A 16,280-nucleotide genomic window follows, 5' to 3' on the forward strand; every position below is an offset into this window, starting at 1 on the left:
AGCGGACCGTTCGCTCGGCTCCGTTGTTCCGCCGCTCCACGAATCGGGGCGGCGGCGCGGGATCAGAACAGTGGTTCGCGATAGAGCTCGCTCTTCGCGATCGCCGCGAGGTGTACCTCGTCGGGGCCGTCGAAGAGGCGCATCGCTCGATGCCAGCCGTACATCGTGGCCAGCGGAGTGGTGTCGGTGACGCCGGCGCCGCCGTGGACCTGGATCGCCCGATCGATGACGTTCAGCGCGGCCCGGGGGACGGCGACTTTCGCCATGGCCACCAGATCTTTCGCCGCTTTGTTGCCCTCGGTGTCGATGACGTGGGCGGCCCGATGGCACAGCAGTCGCGCCTGCTCGATCTCGATACGTGATTCGGCGATCTGCTGCCGTACGACACCCTGGTCGGCGAGCGGTTTGCCGAAGGCCGTACGCGCCTGCGCCCGTGCCACCAGCAATGACAGTGCCCGTTCCGCGGCGCCGAGGGCGCGCATACAGTGGTGGATCCGGCCGGGGCCGAGCCGGGCCTGCGCGGCGGCGAATCCGCCGCCCTCCGTACCGATGACATTGGTACGCGGAACGCGTACGTCGGTGAACCGCACCTCGGCGTGGCCGTGCTGGTCGTGGTGGCCGAAGACCGGATAGTCGCGCACCACCTCGATACCCGGGGTGTCCTGCGGCACCAGCACCATCGTCTGTTGCCGGTGCACCGCGGCGGTGGGGTCGGTCTTGCCCATGACGACGAAGAAAGCGCAGCGCGGATCCATGGCTCCGCTGGTCCACCATTTGCGCCCGTCGATGACGAAATCGTCGCCGTCGCGCTCTATGCGGGTGGCGATATTCGTCGCGTCACTGCTGGCGACGTCGGGTTCGGTCATGGCGAAGGCAGACCGGATCTCGCCCGCGAGCAATGGTTCCAGCCAGTCGCGCCGCTGCTGTTCGGTGCCCAGTAGATGGAGCAGTTCCATATTGCCGCTGTCGGGTGCCTGCCCGTTGATCGCTTCCGGCGCGATCTCGATACTCCAGCCGGACAGTTCGGCGATCGGCGCGTATTCGAGCTGGGTCAGTCCCGATTCGGCGGGCAGGAACAGGTTCCAGAGTCCTTCGGCCCGCGCGTACCGCTTCAGCTCCGCCACGACCGGCGGGAGGGCGTGGTCGTCGGGTCCGGCCGCGCGGCGGTGCGCGAGGTACTCCGCCTCGGCCGGGAACACCCGGTCGCGCATGAACCGGGCCATTCGCTCGTGCAGCTCGAGCGCCCGCGGTGTGGGAGCGGGGACCTCGTACCCGGCCATGAACACCTCCTGAACAGAACCGATCGATTGATCAGTGGCGAACTATAGGCGGGTTCCGGGCGCGGCGTCAACGGCGGCCGGGGCGTCCCAGGCGTCAGCGGGGAACGCGGACGATGTCGAGGGCGAAGTCGATGTACTGCCGGGCGATCGCGTCGGGGGAGAGTCCGCCGGTGGGGGACCACCACTGCGGTAGTGCGGTGCACAGCGTCGCCACGGCCCGGGCCGCTTCGCGGGGCAGCGGCGTCCGCATCGCGCCGCGCCGGCACCCTTCGACGACTTCGTCCTCGATCATGCGCTGCACGTCGCGCCTGGCCGCCACGATCCTGGTGCGATGGGGTTCGTCCAGGCTGCGCATTTCGCTCGCGCCGATGAAACCCAGTTCGCGCCGATGGGTGTGGAACAGGGCCAGGCATTCGACCAACCGCTCGAGCCGTTCGACCGGGCCGTCCCCCTCCACGCGCGCCGCGCGGCAACGCTGCTGGAGATCGTCCATCGTCAGGTCCAGGAGTGCGACGAGCAGATGCTGCTTGGTCGGCCAGTGGTGGTAGACGCCCGCGACCGAGAGTCCGGCCCGGTCGGCGATATCGCGGATCGACGACCCGTGGTAGCCGAGTTCGACGAAGGCGTTCAACGCGCCGGCGATCGGTGGGGCGAGCCGCAGTGGCGGGAAGTCCCGCCACTGCGGCTCGGTTCCGGGCTCGGCCGGTGGTGCCGCGCGGAGGGTCTCGGAATCGGTGCCGAACAGCTGTGCCGCGATCGCGAGCCGATCATCGCTGATACGCGCGAGTCCGTTCTCGATCGCGCTCCAGGTGCCGACGCTGACGCCGATCTCGGGTATGACCGCGCGGATCGTGAGTCCGCTGCGCCGGCGCGCCGCGCGCAGGCGCCGGCCCAGGGCCTCGCGCTCGGCGAGCTGAGGGTCGTTCTGCTGTCCGGACAATCCGTGTACTCCTTCCGCGGTGCGATGAGCGTAGTCGCCGTTGACAGTGCCGCGCGGTGTGGACTAGCTTCCGTCTTGTTCAAAGTTACCGTTCGATCGCTCGGTTCAGGAGATTGATCATGTCCGATTCGACTCCGCCGGGGGTTTCGGTTCCGCCGCTCGAGACATTTCTGCGCGCCGAGGTACCCGGATTGCTCGACGGTCCGTTGCGTGTCGAACTGCTCTCCGGCGGCCGGTCCAACCTGACCTATCTGCTCACCGACGGGACCCATCGATGGGTGCTGCGCCGGCCACCGCTCGGTCACGTGCTCGCCACTGCGCACGATATGGACCGTGAATACCGGGTGCTGCGGGCGTTGCATCCCACGGCGGTACCGGTACCGGAGCCGATCGTCAGCGCGGGGCCCGAGGTCATCGGCGCGCCTTTCTACGTCATGGAGTTCACGCGCGGGGTCGTGCTCCGCGAACGCGAACAACTGGAGGGTTTCGGCGGCGCGGCCGATCAGCTCGCCGCGGAGTTGGTGGCGACGCTGGGCCGCCTGCACGAACTCGACCCCGACGCGGTGGGCCTCGGCGGGCTGGGGCGCCCGGCCGGATATCTCGAACGGCAGTTACGCCGTTGGGCCGCCCAGCTGGACGCGTCCCGCAGCCGTGATCTGCCGGAGCTCGGCGGGCTGGGGGAGCGGCTGGGGAATGCCCTGCCCGCGGGGCAGGCACCGGCGCTCGTCCACGGGGACTACCGCCTGGACAACGTGGTGGTGGATCCGGCGGACGGCCGGGTCGCCGGTGTACTGGACTGGGAGATGGCCACGGTCGGTGACCCGCTGACCGATCTCGCGTCGATGGTCGTCTGGTGGGACGGTATCCGCGGGTTGGCGAGTCCCGTCGCGGCGGTTCCCGGTGACGTTCCGGGATTCCCCGGCGGCGACACCCTGGTCGAACAGTATGCCGCGACCACCGGGCGCGATCTGGCGGAATTCGGCTGGTATCTGGGGTTCGCCTACTACAAGATCGCGGCGATTTTCGAGGGTATCCACTATCGGGCGCAGCAGGGGCTCACCGTGGGAGAAGGTTTCGACCGTCTCGGCGCGATGGTCCCCGCACTGGTGGAACGCGGTCACGCGGCCCTCACCGAATACGCCCGCGGCTGAGGAGCTCCGCGGGCCCGTTTCGCCGACGCGCGGCGGTGTCGGCGCGGCCGGGGAACCGGCCGGACGAAGGGGGCTTCGGAGCCGGGGGCTTTCGGTGAGGGCGGGAAAGGTGGTGTATCGGCCGGTCGGAGGTATACCAGCTGCCATCGGTGTCGGACCCCGGTGCCAGACTCACCCCGTGCGGTGGGCGGTGGCGGAGTCGGGTGACGGGGGCGCGTATCTGTGTCCGCTCGATCCGGACGGCCGGCCCGGAGCAGTGGTCCGCGAACCGTCGCTCGTCGAGGCGGTCCGCTCGCGCCCCGAGGTCGAGCGGTGGGTGTGGCGGTCCACCACCGATATCTACCGGCTCCTGCTGGCCGCGGGCGTGCGGGTCGAGCGCTGCTACGATGTAGAGGCCGCGGAGGCTCTGCTGATCGGGTACGAACAGGGGCAGTCGGGCCAGCCCCGTTCACTGGCGGCCGCGTGGGCTCGCCTGCACAACCTGCCGGTTCCCTCGGATGCCCCCGCGCGGGCCGCCGAGACCCAGCCGTCCTTGTTCGAATCGGGCCCGGTGCCGCTGCCGCCCGGCACCGACGAATTCACCGCCCTGCTGGAGGTGTACGCGGATCAGGTCGCCCGGACGGCGGCCACCGCGCATCCGGAACGGATGCGGCTGCTGCTCGCCGCGGAATCGGCGGGGATGCTCGTCGCCGCGGAGATGTCGCGGTCCGGTATCCCGTGGCGTGCCGATATCCACCGCGAACTACTGGATACGTTGCTGGGCGGCCGTTTTCCGGGTGCGTCGGAGCCGCGCCGGATGGCGGAGCTGGCCGATGAGGTGTCCCGGGCTTTCGGAGACGGGGTGCGGGTCCGTCCCGATCTGCCCAACGACATCGTCAAGGCATTCGCCCGGGCCGGGATCGAGCTGTCCTCCACGCGGAAATGGGAGCTGCAACGAATCGACCATCCCGCGGTCGCGCCGCTACTGGCCTACAAATCGCTCTACCGCCTGCATACCGCCCACGGCTGGTCCTGGCTCGAACAATGGGTGCACGGGGGCCGATTCCGTCCCGAATATCTGCCCGGCGGTACGGTGTCCGGTCGCTGGACCACCAATGGTGGTGGTGCCCTGCAGATTCCGAAGGTGATCCGCCGCGCGATCCGTGCCGATCCCGGCTGGTCGCTGGTGGTCGCCGATGCCGACCAGCTGGAGCCGCGGATACTCGCCGCCGTCTCCCGCGATCGGGGATTGATGGAGGCGGCCGGGCGGGGCGTGGACCTGTACGCGGATCTGGCGGCTCGTGGCTTCGGCGGCGATCGCGCGCAGGCCAAACTCGCGCTACTGGGCGCCATCTACGGTCAGACCTCCGGTGATGCCCTGACACACCTGGCCGGTCTCCGCCGGCGTTATCCGGCCGCGGTGGCCTATGTCGACGATGCGGCGCGGGCCGGTGAGGAGGGCCGTCTGGTACGCACCTGGCTGGGGCGGACCTGCCCGCCGGTATCGGTCGCGGCGCCGGATCCGGAGGGCCCGCCACCGGAGGATTCCGGTGCCTACGGCAGCGCTTCGGCGGTGCGTGCCCGTGGCCGCTTCACCCGTAACTTCGTGGTGCAGGGTAGCGCCGCGGACTGGGCCCTGCTGGTTCTCGCGGGCCTGCGGCAGACGATGGCCCGGGCCGGGCTCCGCGGCGAGTTGGTCTTCTTCCAGCACGACGAGGTGATCGTGCACTGCCCTTCCGCGGAGGCGGCGACGGTCGCCGAGATGATCGACACTGCGGCCGATGCGGCGGGCCGGCTGGTTTTCGGGCCGACACCGGTGCGATTCCCCTTCACGACGGCGGTGGTGGACTGCTACGGGGACGCGAAGTAGCCGGGTGGCGGCTAGTCCAGAATGCGCCGGGCGACGTTGGTGGTGACCAGGTCGAGCAGTTCGTCGGCACGCCCGGCGAGGATGGTACGGATGGCGTAGAGGCTGAAGCCCTTGGCCTGTTCGGCTGTGATGGCCGGCGGAATCGACAGTTCCTGCCGGGCCACGGTGACATCGACGAGTGCGGGCCCGTCGTGCGCCAGGGCTTCCGCGATGGCCGGCTCCAGGTCGGCGGGCTGCTCTACGCGCCGCCCCCACATACCCATCGCCCGCGCGACGGCACCGAAATCGGGGTTCGCCAGATCGGTGCCGAAGTTGACCACCCCGGCTGCCTTCATCTCCAGCTCGACGAAGTTCAGCGACGAGTTGTCGAATACGATCACCTTCACCGGTAGGTCGTTCTGCAGCAGTGTGATCAGCTCGCCGAACAGCATCGTCAATCCGCCGTCCCCGGCGAGCGCGATGACCTGGCGTCCCCGGTGCGCGGTCTGCGCGCCGATCGCGTGGGGCACGGCGCAGGCCATCGTGCCGTGGGTGAAGGAGCCGGTCAGCTGTCGCCGGCCGTTCATCGTCAGGTAGCGCGCCGCCCAGATCGTCGGTGATCCGACGTCGAAGGTGAACACCGCGTCGTCGGCGGCCAATCGATTCACTACGCCGGCCACGTATTCCGGCCGGATCGGGGTGCGGTCGCGGTCGTTGGCGGCCAGCGCGTCCAGTGATCTACGGGTGCGCTGATAATGCCTGCGCGACCTGTCCAGATGCGTGCTGTCGGTTTTCCGTGACAGTAGCGGCCGCAGCGCGTCGATCGTGTCCCGCACATCGCCGACCATGCCCACATCGATCGGGGTGCGCCGCCCGAGGTGGCTACCGCGGATATCGACCTGGACGATCGCGGCGTCCTCGGGATAGAACTGCGTATACGGAAAGTCGGTGCCCAGCATCAGCAGCACATCGGCCTCTTTGATCGCCTTGTATCCCGAGGCGTACCCGAGCAGTCCCGTCATTCCCACGTCGTACGGGTTGTCGTACTCCAGATGTTCCTTGCCGCGGAACGCGTGCACGATCGGAGATTGCAGGGTGGCGGCCAGATTCACGACCTCGGTGTGGGCACCGGCGGTGCCGGCCCCGCCGAGAATCGTCACCTTCGAGCCGGCGTTCAGGATATCCGCTGCCCGGCGCAGCGTGGAGTCGTCGGGTCGCAGCACCGATCGGGAGGGCAGCACCGCCCGGCTGCTCCAGCGGTCCTCGGACAGCCGGCTCTGGAACACCTCACCGGGGACGACCACGACGGCGACGCCGTTTTCCTCGACCGCGGCCCGCATCGCCATCTCCACGACACGGGGGGCCGACTCCGGGCTGCTGATGAGCTCGCAGTACACACTGCACTCGCGGAACAGGTTCTCGGGGTGCGTCTCCTGGAAATATCCGGAGCCGATCTCGCCGATCGGGATATGCGCCGCGACGGCCAGCACCGGAACCCTCGTCCGCTGCGCGTCGTAGAGTCCGTTGACGAGATGGAGGTTACCGGGCCCGCAGCTGCCGGCGCATACGGCGAGCCGGCCCGTCAGCGCGGCGTCCGCGGTCGCGGCGAAGGCCGCGGCCTCCTCGTGCCGGACATGCTCCCAGGTGATGCCGTCCGATCGCCGTATCGCGTCGGTGAATCCGTTCAGACTGTCACCGGGTAACCCGTACACACGGCTGACCCCGCTGACCTGCAACGCAGAAATCATGTGTTGAGCAACAGTCGCCATGGCGCGACCCTACGCGCGGCCGGGTCGATCCACGGTGAGGCCGGTCGACCGGCCCGGCGTGCTCCTGCGCTGGTCCCGGGGCCGGCGGAACCAGGCGTTCGGTGCGTGGCGGTGCCCCGTGCTGTCGCGTACTACAGCACCCCACGGGCGGCCAGGCTGCGGAACAGGTCGGCTGTCCCGAACTGCCAGGGTTCGCAGTTGTCGCTGGTCCGCACCCGGTTGATCAGGCTGCCCAGGGCGGGCGTTTCGATGGCGACCAGGTCGTCGAGGCGGTGGGTGAAGCCTAGTCCGGGTTCGGTGCGGTCCTGAACCGGGGCGAACATGGTGCCGAGGAACAGCACCACGCCGTCGGGGTACTGGTGGTGGCGCCCCATGAGCTGACGGATGAGGTCTTCGGGATCGCGGCTGATCTCGGCCATCGACGATTCGGCGCGGAGGGTGAAATCGTCGCTGCCCTGGACCCGCAGTGTCACGGTCAGCGCACGGACCGTATCGAGATCGAAAGCGCTGTCGAAGAGCCGGATGAACGGGCCGACGGCCGCCGAGGCGTTGTTGTCCTTGGCGGCGGTGAGCAGTAGCGCCGATCTGCCCTCGAAGTCCCGCAGATTCACATCGTTGCCGAGACAGGCGCCGACGGCCCGGCCGGCCGACGAGATCAGCAGCACCACTTCGGGTTCCGGATTGTTCCAGGTGGAGCGCGGGTGCACGCCGATATCGGTAGCGGTCCCCACACTGGCCATCGGCGCGGATTTGGTGAAGATCTCGGCATCCGGGCCCAGCCCGACCTCGAGATACTGGCTCCACCAGCCCTGGGCCACCAGCAGCTCTTTGAGCCGCGCGGTTTCGGGCGAACCCGGTTCCAGCACAGACAGATCGGCGCCGACATGTTCGGTGATCTGTTCGCGCACCCGGTCCGCGAGCGAGGCATCGCCGCGGCAGCGTTCCTCGATAACGCGTTCCATGAGGGAGACCACGAAAGTGACACCCGCCGCCTTGACCGGTTGCAGGTCGATCGGGCTGAGCAGCCGCGGGACACCGGGTCGGCGGAATTCCGCCGGGGTATGCGAAACCGCCTGTGCGACCGATCCGAGGTCCGGGCCGTCGCAGGCGCGGACGAACGCCGCGGGATCGTCGTGCTCGCCCAGATCGCGGACGGTCGCGACGCGTGCGGTGATATCGATCAGACGGTTCTCGCGCACCGTGACCACGCTGGGTCCGTCGGCGCCCATCACCCGCCCGACCAGAACGGCGCGGTCGTGATCGGCCGGGAGCAGGCTCGCGGCGGACGGTGGCCAGGAGATGGTCACGATAGGGTCCTCGAGGTCGTGGCGGGCCGGAGCCCGATTTCGAAGCTGTCGTTCACTTCGCGGGTGAGCCGGCCGATATCGCGATGGCCGAACAGACAGGCACGCACCGCCGCGGCGCCCGCGTTCTGGAAGGCGATGGCGCCGGCGTGCCGGGGCCGGATCCAGGCGTCCTCGATGGTTGCCCGGGTCGTGCGGTAGAAATCGTGCGCATCGGCGTTGACGGTGTCGTCGTCCCAGGCTGCGGCCAGGCCGGGTTGTCCTTGTTCGGCCGTGATGAAACGGCGCTGGGTGCCGGCGGACATGAGCCAGCGCATGTGGTCGAGCAGCGCGGTATCCGGGACGCAGCGGCTGCTGAACGCGATACCGGTGCCGCCGAGAACCGATCCACGCCGACCCGCCCGCCCGCGCGGCGCATTCCCGAACAGCAGCGGGCGCGATCCACGGCTGTAGTTCACGTAACCGTAGACGTGGGGACAGTAGTCCGGTCCCGCACCGGCGGTCATCCGTTCCAGCAGGGCGATCGGGTTGTCGTTACCGTCGGCAGGCCGGTCGGGAACGAAATGCCGGAGTGTTTCGACGGCCGCGCCGATCTCGGCTTCACCGAGAAAGGCCGCGCCCGTACCGGGGGATGCGCCGTCGGCCACCGCTATCGCGCACAGGGTGAGGAAGAGGTGCGGCCCGGAGGTCGGTAGGGCCGCGGTGACCTCGCCGGACAGTTCGACGGCCTGCTCCCAGGTGTCCGGGACCGGCATACCGTGGTCGCGGCGCACGCAGACCTGAGTGGCGGCATCCAGTGGAACGGCCCAGAGGTGATCGGCCATCTCGTAGGACCGCAACGACGGGCCGATACTCCCGGCCCGCCAGGACGCCAGCTCGGTGGGGGCGAACAGCCCGTCGAGCGGTTGCAGCGCCGCGGCCTCGATCGCCTCGCCGATATGCGGATGGTCCAGTACCACCAGGTCGTAGCGTTGCGCGGTTTCGGCGATCGGCGCGGATTCGAAACCTTCGAGCGACTGGACGTCCCAGCGGATATCACAGGCCGGAGCGTGTGGGTGCCGGACAGCCGCGCGCAGGGCCCGGTAGCCGCGTGGATGGTCCCAGGTCAGGCCCGACCACGTCGTCATCGGCGCAACTCCTCGGGAAGCGCTGCGGCGGGCAGGTTCTGGTAGGCGACCGGGCGCGCGAAACGTAGCGCGGCCGCGGTGCCGACCGAAGTGGAAACAGGTGCCGTGGTGGCGGGCCAGGGACCGCCGTGCTGCTGGGCATCGCTGACCGTGACCCCGGTGGGCCACTGGTTCCAGATGATCCGGCCCGTCCGCTCGGCCAGGATGTCGATGGCTTCGACGGCCTGCTCATCGGGTTCCGCGGCGCCCTGCACGGTCGCGGTCAGGGTGCCTTCCATCAGTTCCAGTACGTCCAGCGCCTGCTGTGGATCGTCGTACTGCACCAGTACCGAGGCGGGCCCGAAGATCTCGGTGTTCACGATCGCCGGATCGGCCAGTACTGCGCGAGCGGTGCTGTTCAGGATGCATGCGCTGGGTGCGTCCGGGGCGGCCGGACCGGTGACCGCCGCCTCGACGTCCGGGTGATTCGAGACCAGCTCGAGCGCGCGCCGGTAGCCGTCCGCGATGCGCTGGTTGAGCATGGGCCCGACGGCGGGCAGAGTGAGCCGGTCCAGGAAACCGGCGAGGTCCGGGACCAGCACCACCCCCGGCTGGGTGCAGAACTGCCCCGATCCCAGTGTGCTGGACTCGCTGAATCCGGTGACGATATCGGCAGCGCGGTGTTTCCATCCGGCCTCGGTCACCAGGACCGGGTTGGTGCTACCGAGTTCCCCGTAGAACGGAATCGGGTCGGGCCGGGATACCGCCAGGTCGAAGAGGGCGCGCCCACCGGTGGCTGAACCGGTGAAGCCGACCGCGCGGATACGCGTATCGCGCACCGCGGTGATACCCGCGTCCTGTCCTTCGATCAGGCCGAATATCCCCTCCGGCGCACCGGCCTCGCGCAGGCTCTCGGTGACGATCCGCGCGGTGGCGCGGGACAGCTCGGGATGCCCCTCGTGCGCCTTCACCACCACCGGGCAGCCCGCCGCCAATGCGCTCACACTGTCACCGCCGGCGACGGAGAAGGCGAACGGGAAATTACTGGCCGCGAAGACCAGCACGGGGCCGATCGCCAGATGAGTACGCCGGATATCCGGGCGCGGGCCCATCGGCCAGTCGGGATCGGCTGGGTCGACACGGGTCTCGAACAGTGTGCCCTGTACCAGCCGGTCGGCGAACAGGCGCGCCTGGAAGGTGGTACGTACCAGTTCGTTACGTAACCGGGGTAGTGGCAGGGCCGTCTCCCGGTGGGCGATCTCGACCAGTTCACCGGCGGCGGTATCGAGGCCCGCGGCGAGCGCGCGCAACCATTCCGCGCGGGCGGCCGCCGACGCGCGCCGCGCCGGACGGCGGGCCAGATGAGCTGCGGTGAGAACGGTTTCGACGGCGGCGGTCTCGGTCACTTGTTCGGCTCCTCGAGTTGCGGTGCGCGGTCCACGGCGAGCACGTGCTTGCATACGAGCACGGTGTCGCCGCGCTGGTTGATCCCGGTGTACTGCTTGGTGACCAGGCCGATTCGCGGATTGCGGTGTTCGGTCAGGTCGACGACTTCGGAGGTGGCGCGGATGGTGTCGCCGGGAAGAACCGGACGCGGGAATCGGATCCGGTCGTAGCCGTAGGCGACGGCGCGGCCGTTGTATTCGACGGTGAGTCCGACGACCACTCCGAAGGTGAGTACACCGTGCGCGATCACATCGCCGAATTTCGGCTCGGCGTAGCCGCGATCGGTATGGGCGGGGTGGTGGTCGCCGGTGAGGTCGGCGAACCGGGCGATATCGGCGGCATCCAGGACCCGGACCCCGCCGGTCCCGGTTTCGCCCAGCGTGTAGTCGTCGTACCAGCGGTCGTGGAATTCGGGTGCGTCCGTCATCACTGCGCTCCTGCCGGCACCGCGCCGCTCGGGCGATCGGTCACATGGTTGAAATGGTCGTCGCTGCTCTGATCGGCGTCGCTGCGGTAGCGCGCGGAGAGGTGGACCGAGATGAAGGCGACAGTCGCCATGACCACCATCCACACCGCGACCGGCCACCAGTGCCCGAAACCGGCGAACATCGCGGTGGCGATGAGCGGGGTGGTGCCACCCAGTAGGGCACCGCTCACTTCGCGGGCGAAGGCGACACCGGAATACCGCATCGCGGGCGGGAACATCTCGGCCAGGAACGCGGCCTGGGCCGCGTAGCAGGTGGCCACCGCACCGACGAAGCAGACCACGAGCGCGAGGATGATCAGGGCGGGTACACGGGTGTCGATGAGGGCGAACATCGGGAAGGCCCAGACGATGCCGAAAGCGGAGCCGAACAGGAACAGCCGGCGGCGGCCGAACCGGTCACCGATCCTGCCGAAAATCGGCATGAACGCCGCACCCGCGACCAGAACCACGGCATTGATACCGAGCCCGGCCATGGCAGCGAGACCGATATCGTTGGTCAGATAGCTCAGCGCCCAGACCTGCGGGATGTAGGAGAACCCGGAGAGCATGAAATTCGATCCCAGGCTGACCGCGAGCCGGCCCTTGGCCGTCCGGAACAGCTCGAAGAGCGGAATCTTCGTCTCCTCGGTCGCGGCCTGTTCGAAGCTCTCGGTTTCGGCGACCCGGCGCCGGATGTACAGGCTGATGGTCAGCATGACCAGACTGAGCAGGAACGGAACACGCCAGCCCCATTGGTCGAAATTGTCTCCGGTCAGCCAGAGCACGACCTGGAAGGTGCCCAGTCCCAGCGCCGAACCCAGCCAGACACCCGCGCCCGACCACGAGGCGTAGAAGCCGCGATGCCCCCGTGGTGCCGCCTCCGAGGACAGGACGACGGCCCCGGCGTATTCCGCGCCGGCCCCGAGACCCTGGATGATGCGGAGCAGGACCAGCAGGATCGGGGCGGCCATCCCGATCGTGTGATAGCTGGGCAGCAGGCCGATGAGCGCCGTCGATACACCCATGATGCCGAGCGTGACGATCATGACCGGTTTACGGCCGATCTTGTCGCCGAGATGCCCGAACACCACGCCGCCGAAGGGCCGGGCGAAGTATCCGACCGCGAAGGTGGCGAACGAGGCGAGCAGGCCGGTGGTGGGGCTGGCGTCGACGAAGAAATAGGTGTTGAACACCAGCGCCGCGGCCGCGCCGTAGAGCGCGAAGTCGTACCACTCGACGAGGCTGCCGACCGCGGAGGCGGCGGCCGCGCGGCGTGCCTGCTGAACCGGTGGGGCGGTTGTAGTCATGGAGAAATCTTTCGGTGAAGCGTGATCAGGAGATACGGGATACAGCGGGGGAGCGGTAGCGGTGGACGGTGCCGGCGGATTCGAGTTCGTCGATCCGGTCGGGGCTCAGACCGAGCTCACCCAGGACTTCGTCGGTGTGCTCACCGTTCAGGGGTGCCGGTCGGTAGACCTCTTGGGTCTGTTTGCTCAGCCGGAACGCGAATCCGGGGGTCACCACGGTGCCCTCGGTCGGGTGGTCGTATTCGACGAAGGATCGATTGTGGCGGACCTGCGGGTCCGCTTGTAGCTGGGTGTAGTCGTAGACCGGGCCCACCCAGACGCCCGCGGTACCGAGCGCGTCCAGCCAGTGCGCGGTGCTGTTCTTCGCCAGGTTCTCGGTGACGAGTCCGGAGATCTCGTCCCGATGGGTGAACCCGTCGCGTTCGGCGTCGTACCGCAGGAACCGGTCGTCGCCGAACACCTCTGCCAGGGCGTCCATTTCGGCGAAGGAGAGCGCGATATGACCGTCCGAGGTGGGGAAGATTCCGTACGGCGCGCGGATGTAGGAGTGCGCGTGGATCTGTTCGGAGGGTTCCTGCCGGATTCCGCCGACCGTCGCGACGCTGATCTCCTGCATCTGCGCGGCGATGATCGAGTCCAGCATATTGATCTCCACCAGCTGGCCCTCACCGGTGCGTTCCCGGTGGAACAGTGCCGCCATGGCCCCTTCGAACGCGGAGTAGGCGGTGATGGCGTCCGCCAGGAAGAAGGGCGCCGGCCGCGGCGCCTCACCGCGGCGTCGGGCACTGGCCAGGCCGCCGCTCATCGCCTGTAGCAGGACATCCTGACCGGGGCGGTCGGAGTAGGGGCCGGTGGTGCCGTAGCCCGACATCGAGACGTAGACCAGATCCGGTTTGATCGCGTGGAGGGTCTCGTAGTCCACGCCGAGCCGACCCGCCACGCCCGGCCGGTAGTTCTGCAGGAAGACGTCCGCGCCGCGCACCAGTTCGTACAGCAGTTCGCGCGCTTCCGGGTCCTTGAGATTCATCGATAGCGAACGTTTGTTGCGGTTGAGCGAGAGGAACGACGCGTTCACCTCGTTGCCGCGGGCGCCGCCCGCCGAGACGTGCCGCTGCCATTCACCGCCCACCGGCTCGACTTTGATCACATCGGCGCCGAGATCGGCCAGCTTCTGCGCGGCGAACGGACCGGCCATGGCGATCGATAGATCCAGCACCCGTATACCGTCCAGCACGTTCATCCTGCTACTCCCTGTCCCGGACCACTGTACGAGTAGTCACATAGTGTTCTGCGCCACGAATGTTAGCGGTAACGTTAGCGGTAACGCAATGGTTTCTCGTATTCGGAGACGAGCCGGCAATGATGTGGCGAATACTCCGTCCAGGGAGTGGGGAGACCCGGCCGGTATGCTCGCCACACAGCGACAGCGGGTTTCGGGAGGTGGCGTGGCCGAAGTGGAGCGGCGGCGGCGCGTACGCGCCAAGTCGTCCACGAAATCGGTCACGATGCAGGACGTCGGGCGTGCGGCCGGTGTCTCGGCGCAGACCGTCTCGCGTGCGCTGAGCTTCCCGGATCAGGTGTCGGAGGAAACGCGGCGCCGGGTCGAACGCGCCATCGCCGATACCGGGTACCTGCCGAACCTGGCCGCCAGCAGCCTGGCATCCAATCGCAGCCGCACGATCGCCGCGATCCTGCCGGTCATCTCCACGTCCATCTTCTCCGATACGCTGCGCGCCGCCGCCACCCGCCTGACGCCGGCCGGATACCAGCTGATCGTCGGCTACACCGACTACCACCCGGAACGCGAAGAAGACCTGGTACGCGGCTTCATCCAGCGTCGGCCCGACGGGTTCTTCATCGTCGGTACGCTGCACACTCCGGAAACGCTGCGCCTGCTACGCGCCTACGGTGCGCCCGTCGTCGAAACCTGGGACTGGATCGACGACCCCATGGATACGCTGGTCGGTTTCTCCAACGAATCGGCCACAGGTGATCTGGTCCGCCATCTCGTATCGCGGGGTCATCGGAAACTCGTCTTCGCCGGCACCCTCGACCCCGGTGACGCCCGCGCGATCCGGCGCCGCAACGGATTCACCCGCGCCGTCGGCGAACTGCTGCCCGGCGAACCGGTCCGCATCGTCGATCTGCCCGATCGCGATATCTCCATGGATACCGGTGTCGCCCTGCTCGATACCGCACTGGAGCGGTTTCCCGAAGCGACTGCCATCGTGTTCGCCACCGATGTCCTGGCCGTCGCCGCCGTGCTCGCCGCCGGCCGTCGCGGTATCGCGGTCCCGGATCGGTTGGCCATCACCGGTTTCGGCGATTTCGAGATGTCCCGGCATATCAACCCCGCGCTGACCACGGTGAGCGTGGATATCGATGCCATCGGCACCACAGCGGCGGATCTGCTGCTGGCCCGGCTGGCCGGGACCGCGATCGAATCGGCCACCGTGAACGTGGGCTACCGGATCGTCACCCGCGAAAGCGCCTGATTTCAAAGGGAAATGGATCGTGCGCCGGTGGCGGGGCCGATTTCGCGATCGGCCACATCCGGCCGGGCGTCCGTAACACCTGGCGACAACGATTCCGGAGCCGCGGCGGCCCGCGGCGCGGCCGGTACGACGACCGCGCCCCGCGATTCAGGAGAAGTCGAGCACCAACCGGCCGCGCAGACCGCCGGCCTCGAGCAATCGGTGGGCTTCGGCGGCCTTGTCGGCGGGCAGTACCTCGGCGACGTGCAGTGTCAGGATGCCGTCCTCGGCCCCGCGCCGTAGCGCGTCGAGTCGTTCGGTATCGGTGATGCCGTCCGTCACCATCACCGGGATCACGCGGATACCGCGTTCGGCCGGTCCGGTCCAGCCGCGCAATTCGGCCAGGGTCCCACCGTCGGCGACGGCGGGCACTGTTTCGGAGGTCTGCATCGAGCCGTCCACGAGGCCGGTGACGCCGCCGGGTACCGACCGCCGGATACGCGCGGCGATATCGGGACCGCGTTCGACGATGTGATCGGCCCCGAACCCGCGCACCCGGTCGATATCGTGCGCCGCGGCGTCCGCGACGACAGTCAGCCCGTCGGCCTTGGCCAGCTGGACCGCGTAGCCGCCGACAGCGCCGGCCGCGCCCGTCACCGCGACGGTGCCGCCCCGCGGCACGGCCAGCGCGTCCAGGGCCAGACGTGCGGTCATGGCATTCATCAGCAGCGTGGACGCGGCCGGGAAATCCACTCCCGCGGGTGCCGGGACCACCGAGGCGGCCGGTACCACGACGTGCTCGGCATAGGCTCCGCCCGACGGAGCGGTGAACAGCACCATGGCCACCACGCGTTGCCCCACCGCGAGCCGGTCGCCGGTACCGGCGCCGACTTGATCGATCACACCGGCGGCATCCATGCCGGGTACGAACGGTGGGCGGCGGCCGGGCATCCGGGACGCGTGGCCGCCGGTACGCAGCAGCACATCGGTCGGATTCACCGCGGCAGCGTGCACCCTGATACGGACCTCACCGGGGCCGGCCTGTGGTTCGGGCAGGTCGAGGACCCGCAGCACATCCGGGCCACCGAATTCATGGATACCGACAGCTTTCATACTTCGCCGCAACCAGCCCGGCACGGCTGTGTATTCCCGGCGGCGCGGCGGGCGCCCGCTCCGCGTTCGGGCGGCCGGTTGTGCTGCCGTTCAACA

13 protein-coding genes are annotated in these 16,280 nt (G+C 68.7%); 3 read left to right on the plus strand and 10 right to left on the minus strand.

Annotated features, from left to right (window positions below):
• Positions 1-62: 62 nt before the first annotated feature.
• Entirely contained in the window at positions 63-1,280 is a 1,218-nt protein-coding gene (locus tag ACWEWT_RS22025; RefSeq protein ID WP_452561511.1) for an acyl-CoA dehydrogenase family protein, read from the minus strand.
• A gap of 94 nt (positions 1,281-1,374) precedes the next feature.
• The gene (locus tag ACWEWT_RS22030) at positions 1,375-2,220 is read right to left on the minus strand and encodes a TetR family transcriptional regulator (protein ID WP_452561513.1); all 846 of its coding nucleotides are present in this window, start codon (positions 2,218-2,220) and stop codon (positions 1,375-1,377) included.
• Between the two features lie 119 nt (positions 2,221-2,339).
• Here ACWEWT_RS22030 and ACWEWT_RS22035 point away from each other — a divergent pair, with 119 nt between their 5' ends.
• Complete coding sequence (locus ACWEWT_RS22035) at positions 2,340-3,371, plus strand: phosphotransferase family protein (protein ID WP_452561515.1); 1,032 nt, start codon at positions 2,340-2,342, stop codon at positions 3,369-3,371.
• Between the two features lie 178 nt (positions 3,372-3,549).
• Positions 3,550-5,220 carry a bifunctional 3'-5' exonuclease/DNA polymerase gene (locus ACWEWT_RS22040; RefSeq protein WP_452561517.1) on the plus strand — a complete coding sequence of 557 codons (1,671 nt, stop codon included), beginning with the start codon at positions 3,550-3,552 and terminating at the stop codon, positions 5,218-5,220.
• Between the two features lie 11 nt (positions 5,221-5,231).
• Here ACWEWT_RS22040 and poxB read toward each other — a convergent pair whose 3' ends face one another.
• The 7 genes from poxB to ACWEWT_RS22075 all read right to left on the minus strand — a co-directional run bounded on the left by poxB (position 5,232) and on the right by ACWEWT_RS22075 (position 13,837).
• Positions 5,232-6,968 (minus strand): ubiquinone-dependent pyruvate dehydrogenase, encoded by a 1,737-nt coding sequence (gene poxB, locus ACWEWT_RS22045; RefSeq protein WP_452561518.1) that lies wholly within the window; start codon positions 6,966-6,968, stop codon positions 5,232-5,234.
• A gap of 131 nt (positions 6,969-7,099) precedes the next feature.
• Positions 7,100-8,275 (minus strand): fumarylacetoacetate hydrolase family protein, encoded by a 1,176-nt coding sequence (locus ACWEWT_RS22050; protein ID WP_452561519.1) that lies wholly within the window; start codon positions 8,273-8,275, stop codon positions 7,100-7,102.
• A complete protein-coding gene (locus ACWEWT_RS22055) occupies positions 8,272-9,399 on the minus strand; it encodes a hypothetical protein (protein ID WP_452561521.1) in 1,128 nt (375 codons plus the stop codon). Before ACWEWT_RS22055 ends, ACWEWT_RS22050 begins: the two co-directional genes overlap by 4 nt.
• Positions 9,396-10,784: an aldehyde dehydrogenase (NADP(+)) gene (locus tag ACWEWT_RS22060; protein WP_452561523.1), complete on the minus strand. Its 1,389-nt coding sequence runs from the start codon at positions 10,782-10,784 to the stop codon at positions 9,396-9,398. Before ACWEWT_RS22060 ends, ACWEWT_RS22055 begins: the two co-directional genes overlap by 4 nt.
• Positions 10,781-11,251: a MaoC family dehydratase gene (locus ACWEWT_RS22065; protein WP_452561525.1), complete on the minus strand. Its 471-nt coding sequence runs from the start codon at positions 11,249-11,251 to the stop codon at positions 10,781-10,783. The genes ACWEWT_RS22060 and ACWEWT_RS22065 overlap by 4 nt, the downstream gene beginning before the upstream one ends.
• The gene (locus tag ACWEWT_RS22070; protein WP_452561527.1) at positions 11,251-12,597 is read right to left on the minus strand and encodes an MFS transporter; all 1,347 of its coding nucleotides are present in this window, start codon (positions 12,595-12,597) and stop codon (positions 11,251-11,253) included. The genes ACWEWT_RS22065 and ACWEWT_RS22070 overlap by 1 nt, the downstream gene beginning before the upstream one ends.
• A 25-nt stretch (positions 12,598-12,622) precedes the next feature.
• Positions 12,623-13,837: a CaiB/BaiF CoA transferase family protein gene (locus ACWEWT_RS22075; protein ID WP_452561529.1), complete on the minus strand. Its 1,215-nt coding sequence runs from the start codon at positions 13,835-13,837 to the stop codon at positions 12,623-12,625.
• A 205-nt stretch (positions 13,838-14,042) separates the two neighbouring features.
• Here ACWEWT_RS22075 and ACWEWT_RS22080 point away from each other — a divergent pair, with 205 nt between their 5' ends.
• Complete coding sequence (locus tag ACWEWT_RS22080; RefSeq protein WP_452561531.1) at positions 14,043-15,092, plus strand: LacI family DNA-binding transcriptional regulator; 1,050 nt, start codon at positions 14,043-14,045, stop codon at positions 15,090-15,092.
• A gap of 147 nt (positions 15,093-15,239) precedes the next feature.
• Here the strand turns inward: ACWEWT_RS22080 and ACWEWT_RS22085 are convergent, their stop codons facing one another.
• Positions 15,240-16,184: an NADP-dependent oxidoreductase gene (locus ACWEWT_RS22085; protein WP_452561532.1), complete on the minus strand. Its 945-nt coding sequence runs from the start codon at positions 16,182-16,184 to the stop codon at positions 15,240-15,242.
• Positions 16,185-16,280 lie beyond the last annotated feature (96 nt).

It is taken from the genome of Nocardia sp. NPDC003963 (assembly GCF_053605105.1).

Excerpts from the sequence above, each read along its gene's own strand:
- ACWEWT_RS22025 (WP_452561511.1), bottom strand. The coding sequence starts at position 1,280 with ATGGCCGGGTACGAGGTCCCCGCTCCCACACCGCGGGCGCTCGAGCTG.
- ACWEWT_RS22035 (WP_452561515.1), top strand. The coding sequence starts at position 2,340 with ATGTCCGATTCGACTCCGCCGGGGGTTTCGGTTCCGCCGCTCGAGACA.
- poxB (WP_452561518.1), bottom strand. The coding sequence starts at position 6,968 with ATGGCGACTGTTGCTCAACACATGATTTCTGCGTTGCAGGTCAGCGGG.
- ACWEWT_RS22055 (WP_452561521.1), bottom strand. The coding sequence starts at position 9,399 with ATGACGACGTGGTCGGGCCTGACCTGGGACCATCCACGCGGCTACCGG.
- ACWEWT_RS22065 (WP_452561525.1), bottom strand. The coding sequence starts at position 11,251 with ATGACGGACGCACCCGAATTCCACGACCGCTGGTACGACGACTACACG.
- ACWEWT_RS22070 (WP_452561527.1), bottom strand. The coding sequence starts at position 12,597 with ATGACTACAACCGCCCCACCGGTTCAGCAGGCACGCCGCGCGGCCGCC.
- ACWEWT_RS22075 (WP_452561529.1), bottom strand. The coding sequence starts at position 13,837 with ATGAACGTGCTGGACGGTATACGGGTGCTGGATCTATCGATCGCCATG.
- ACWEWT_RS22085 (WP_452561532.1), bottom strand. The coding sequence starts at position 16,184 with ATGAAAGCTGTCGGTATCCATGAATTCGGTGGCCCGGATGTGCTGCGG.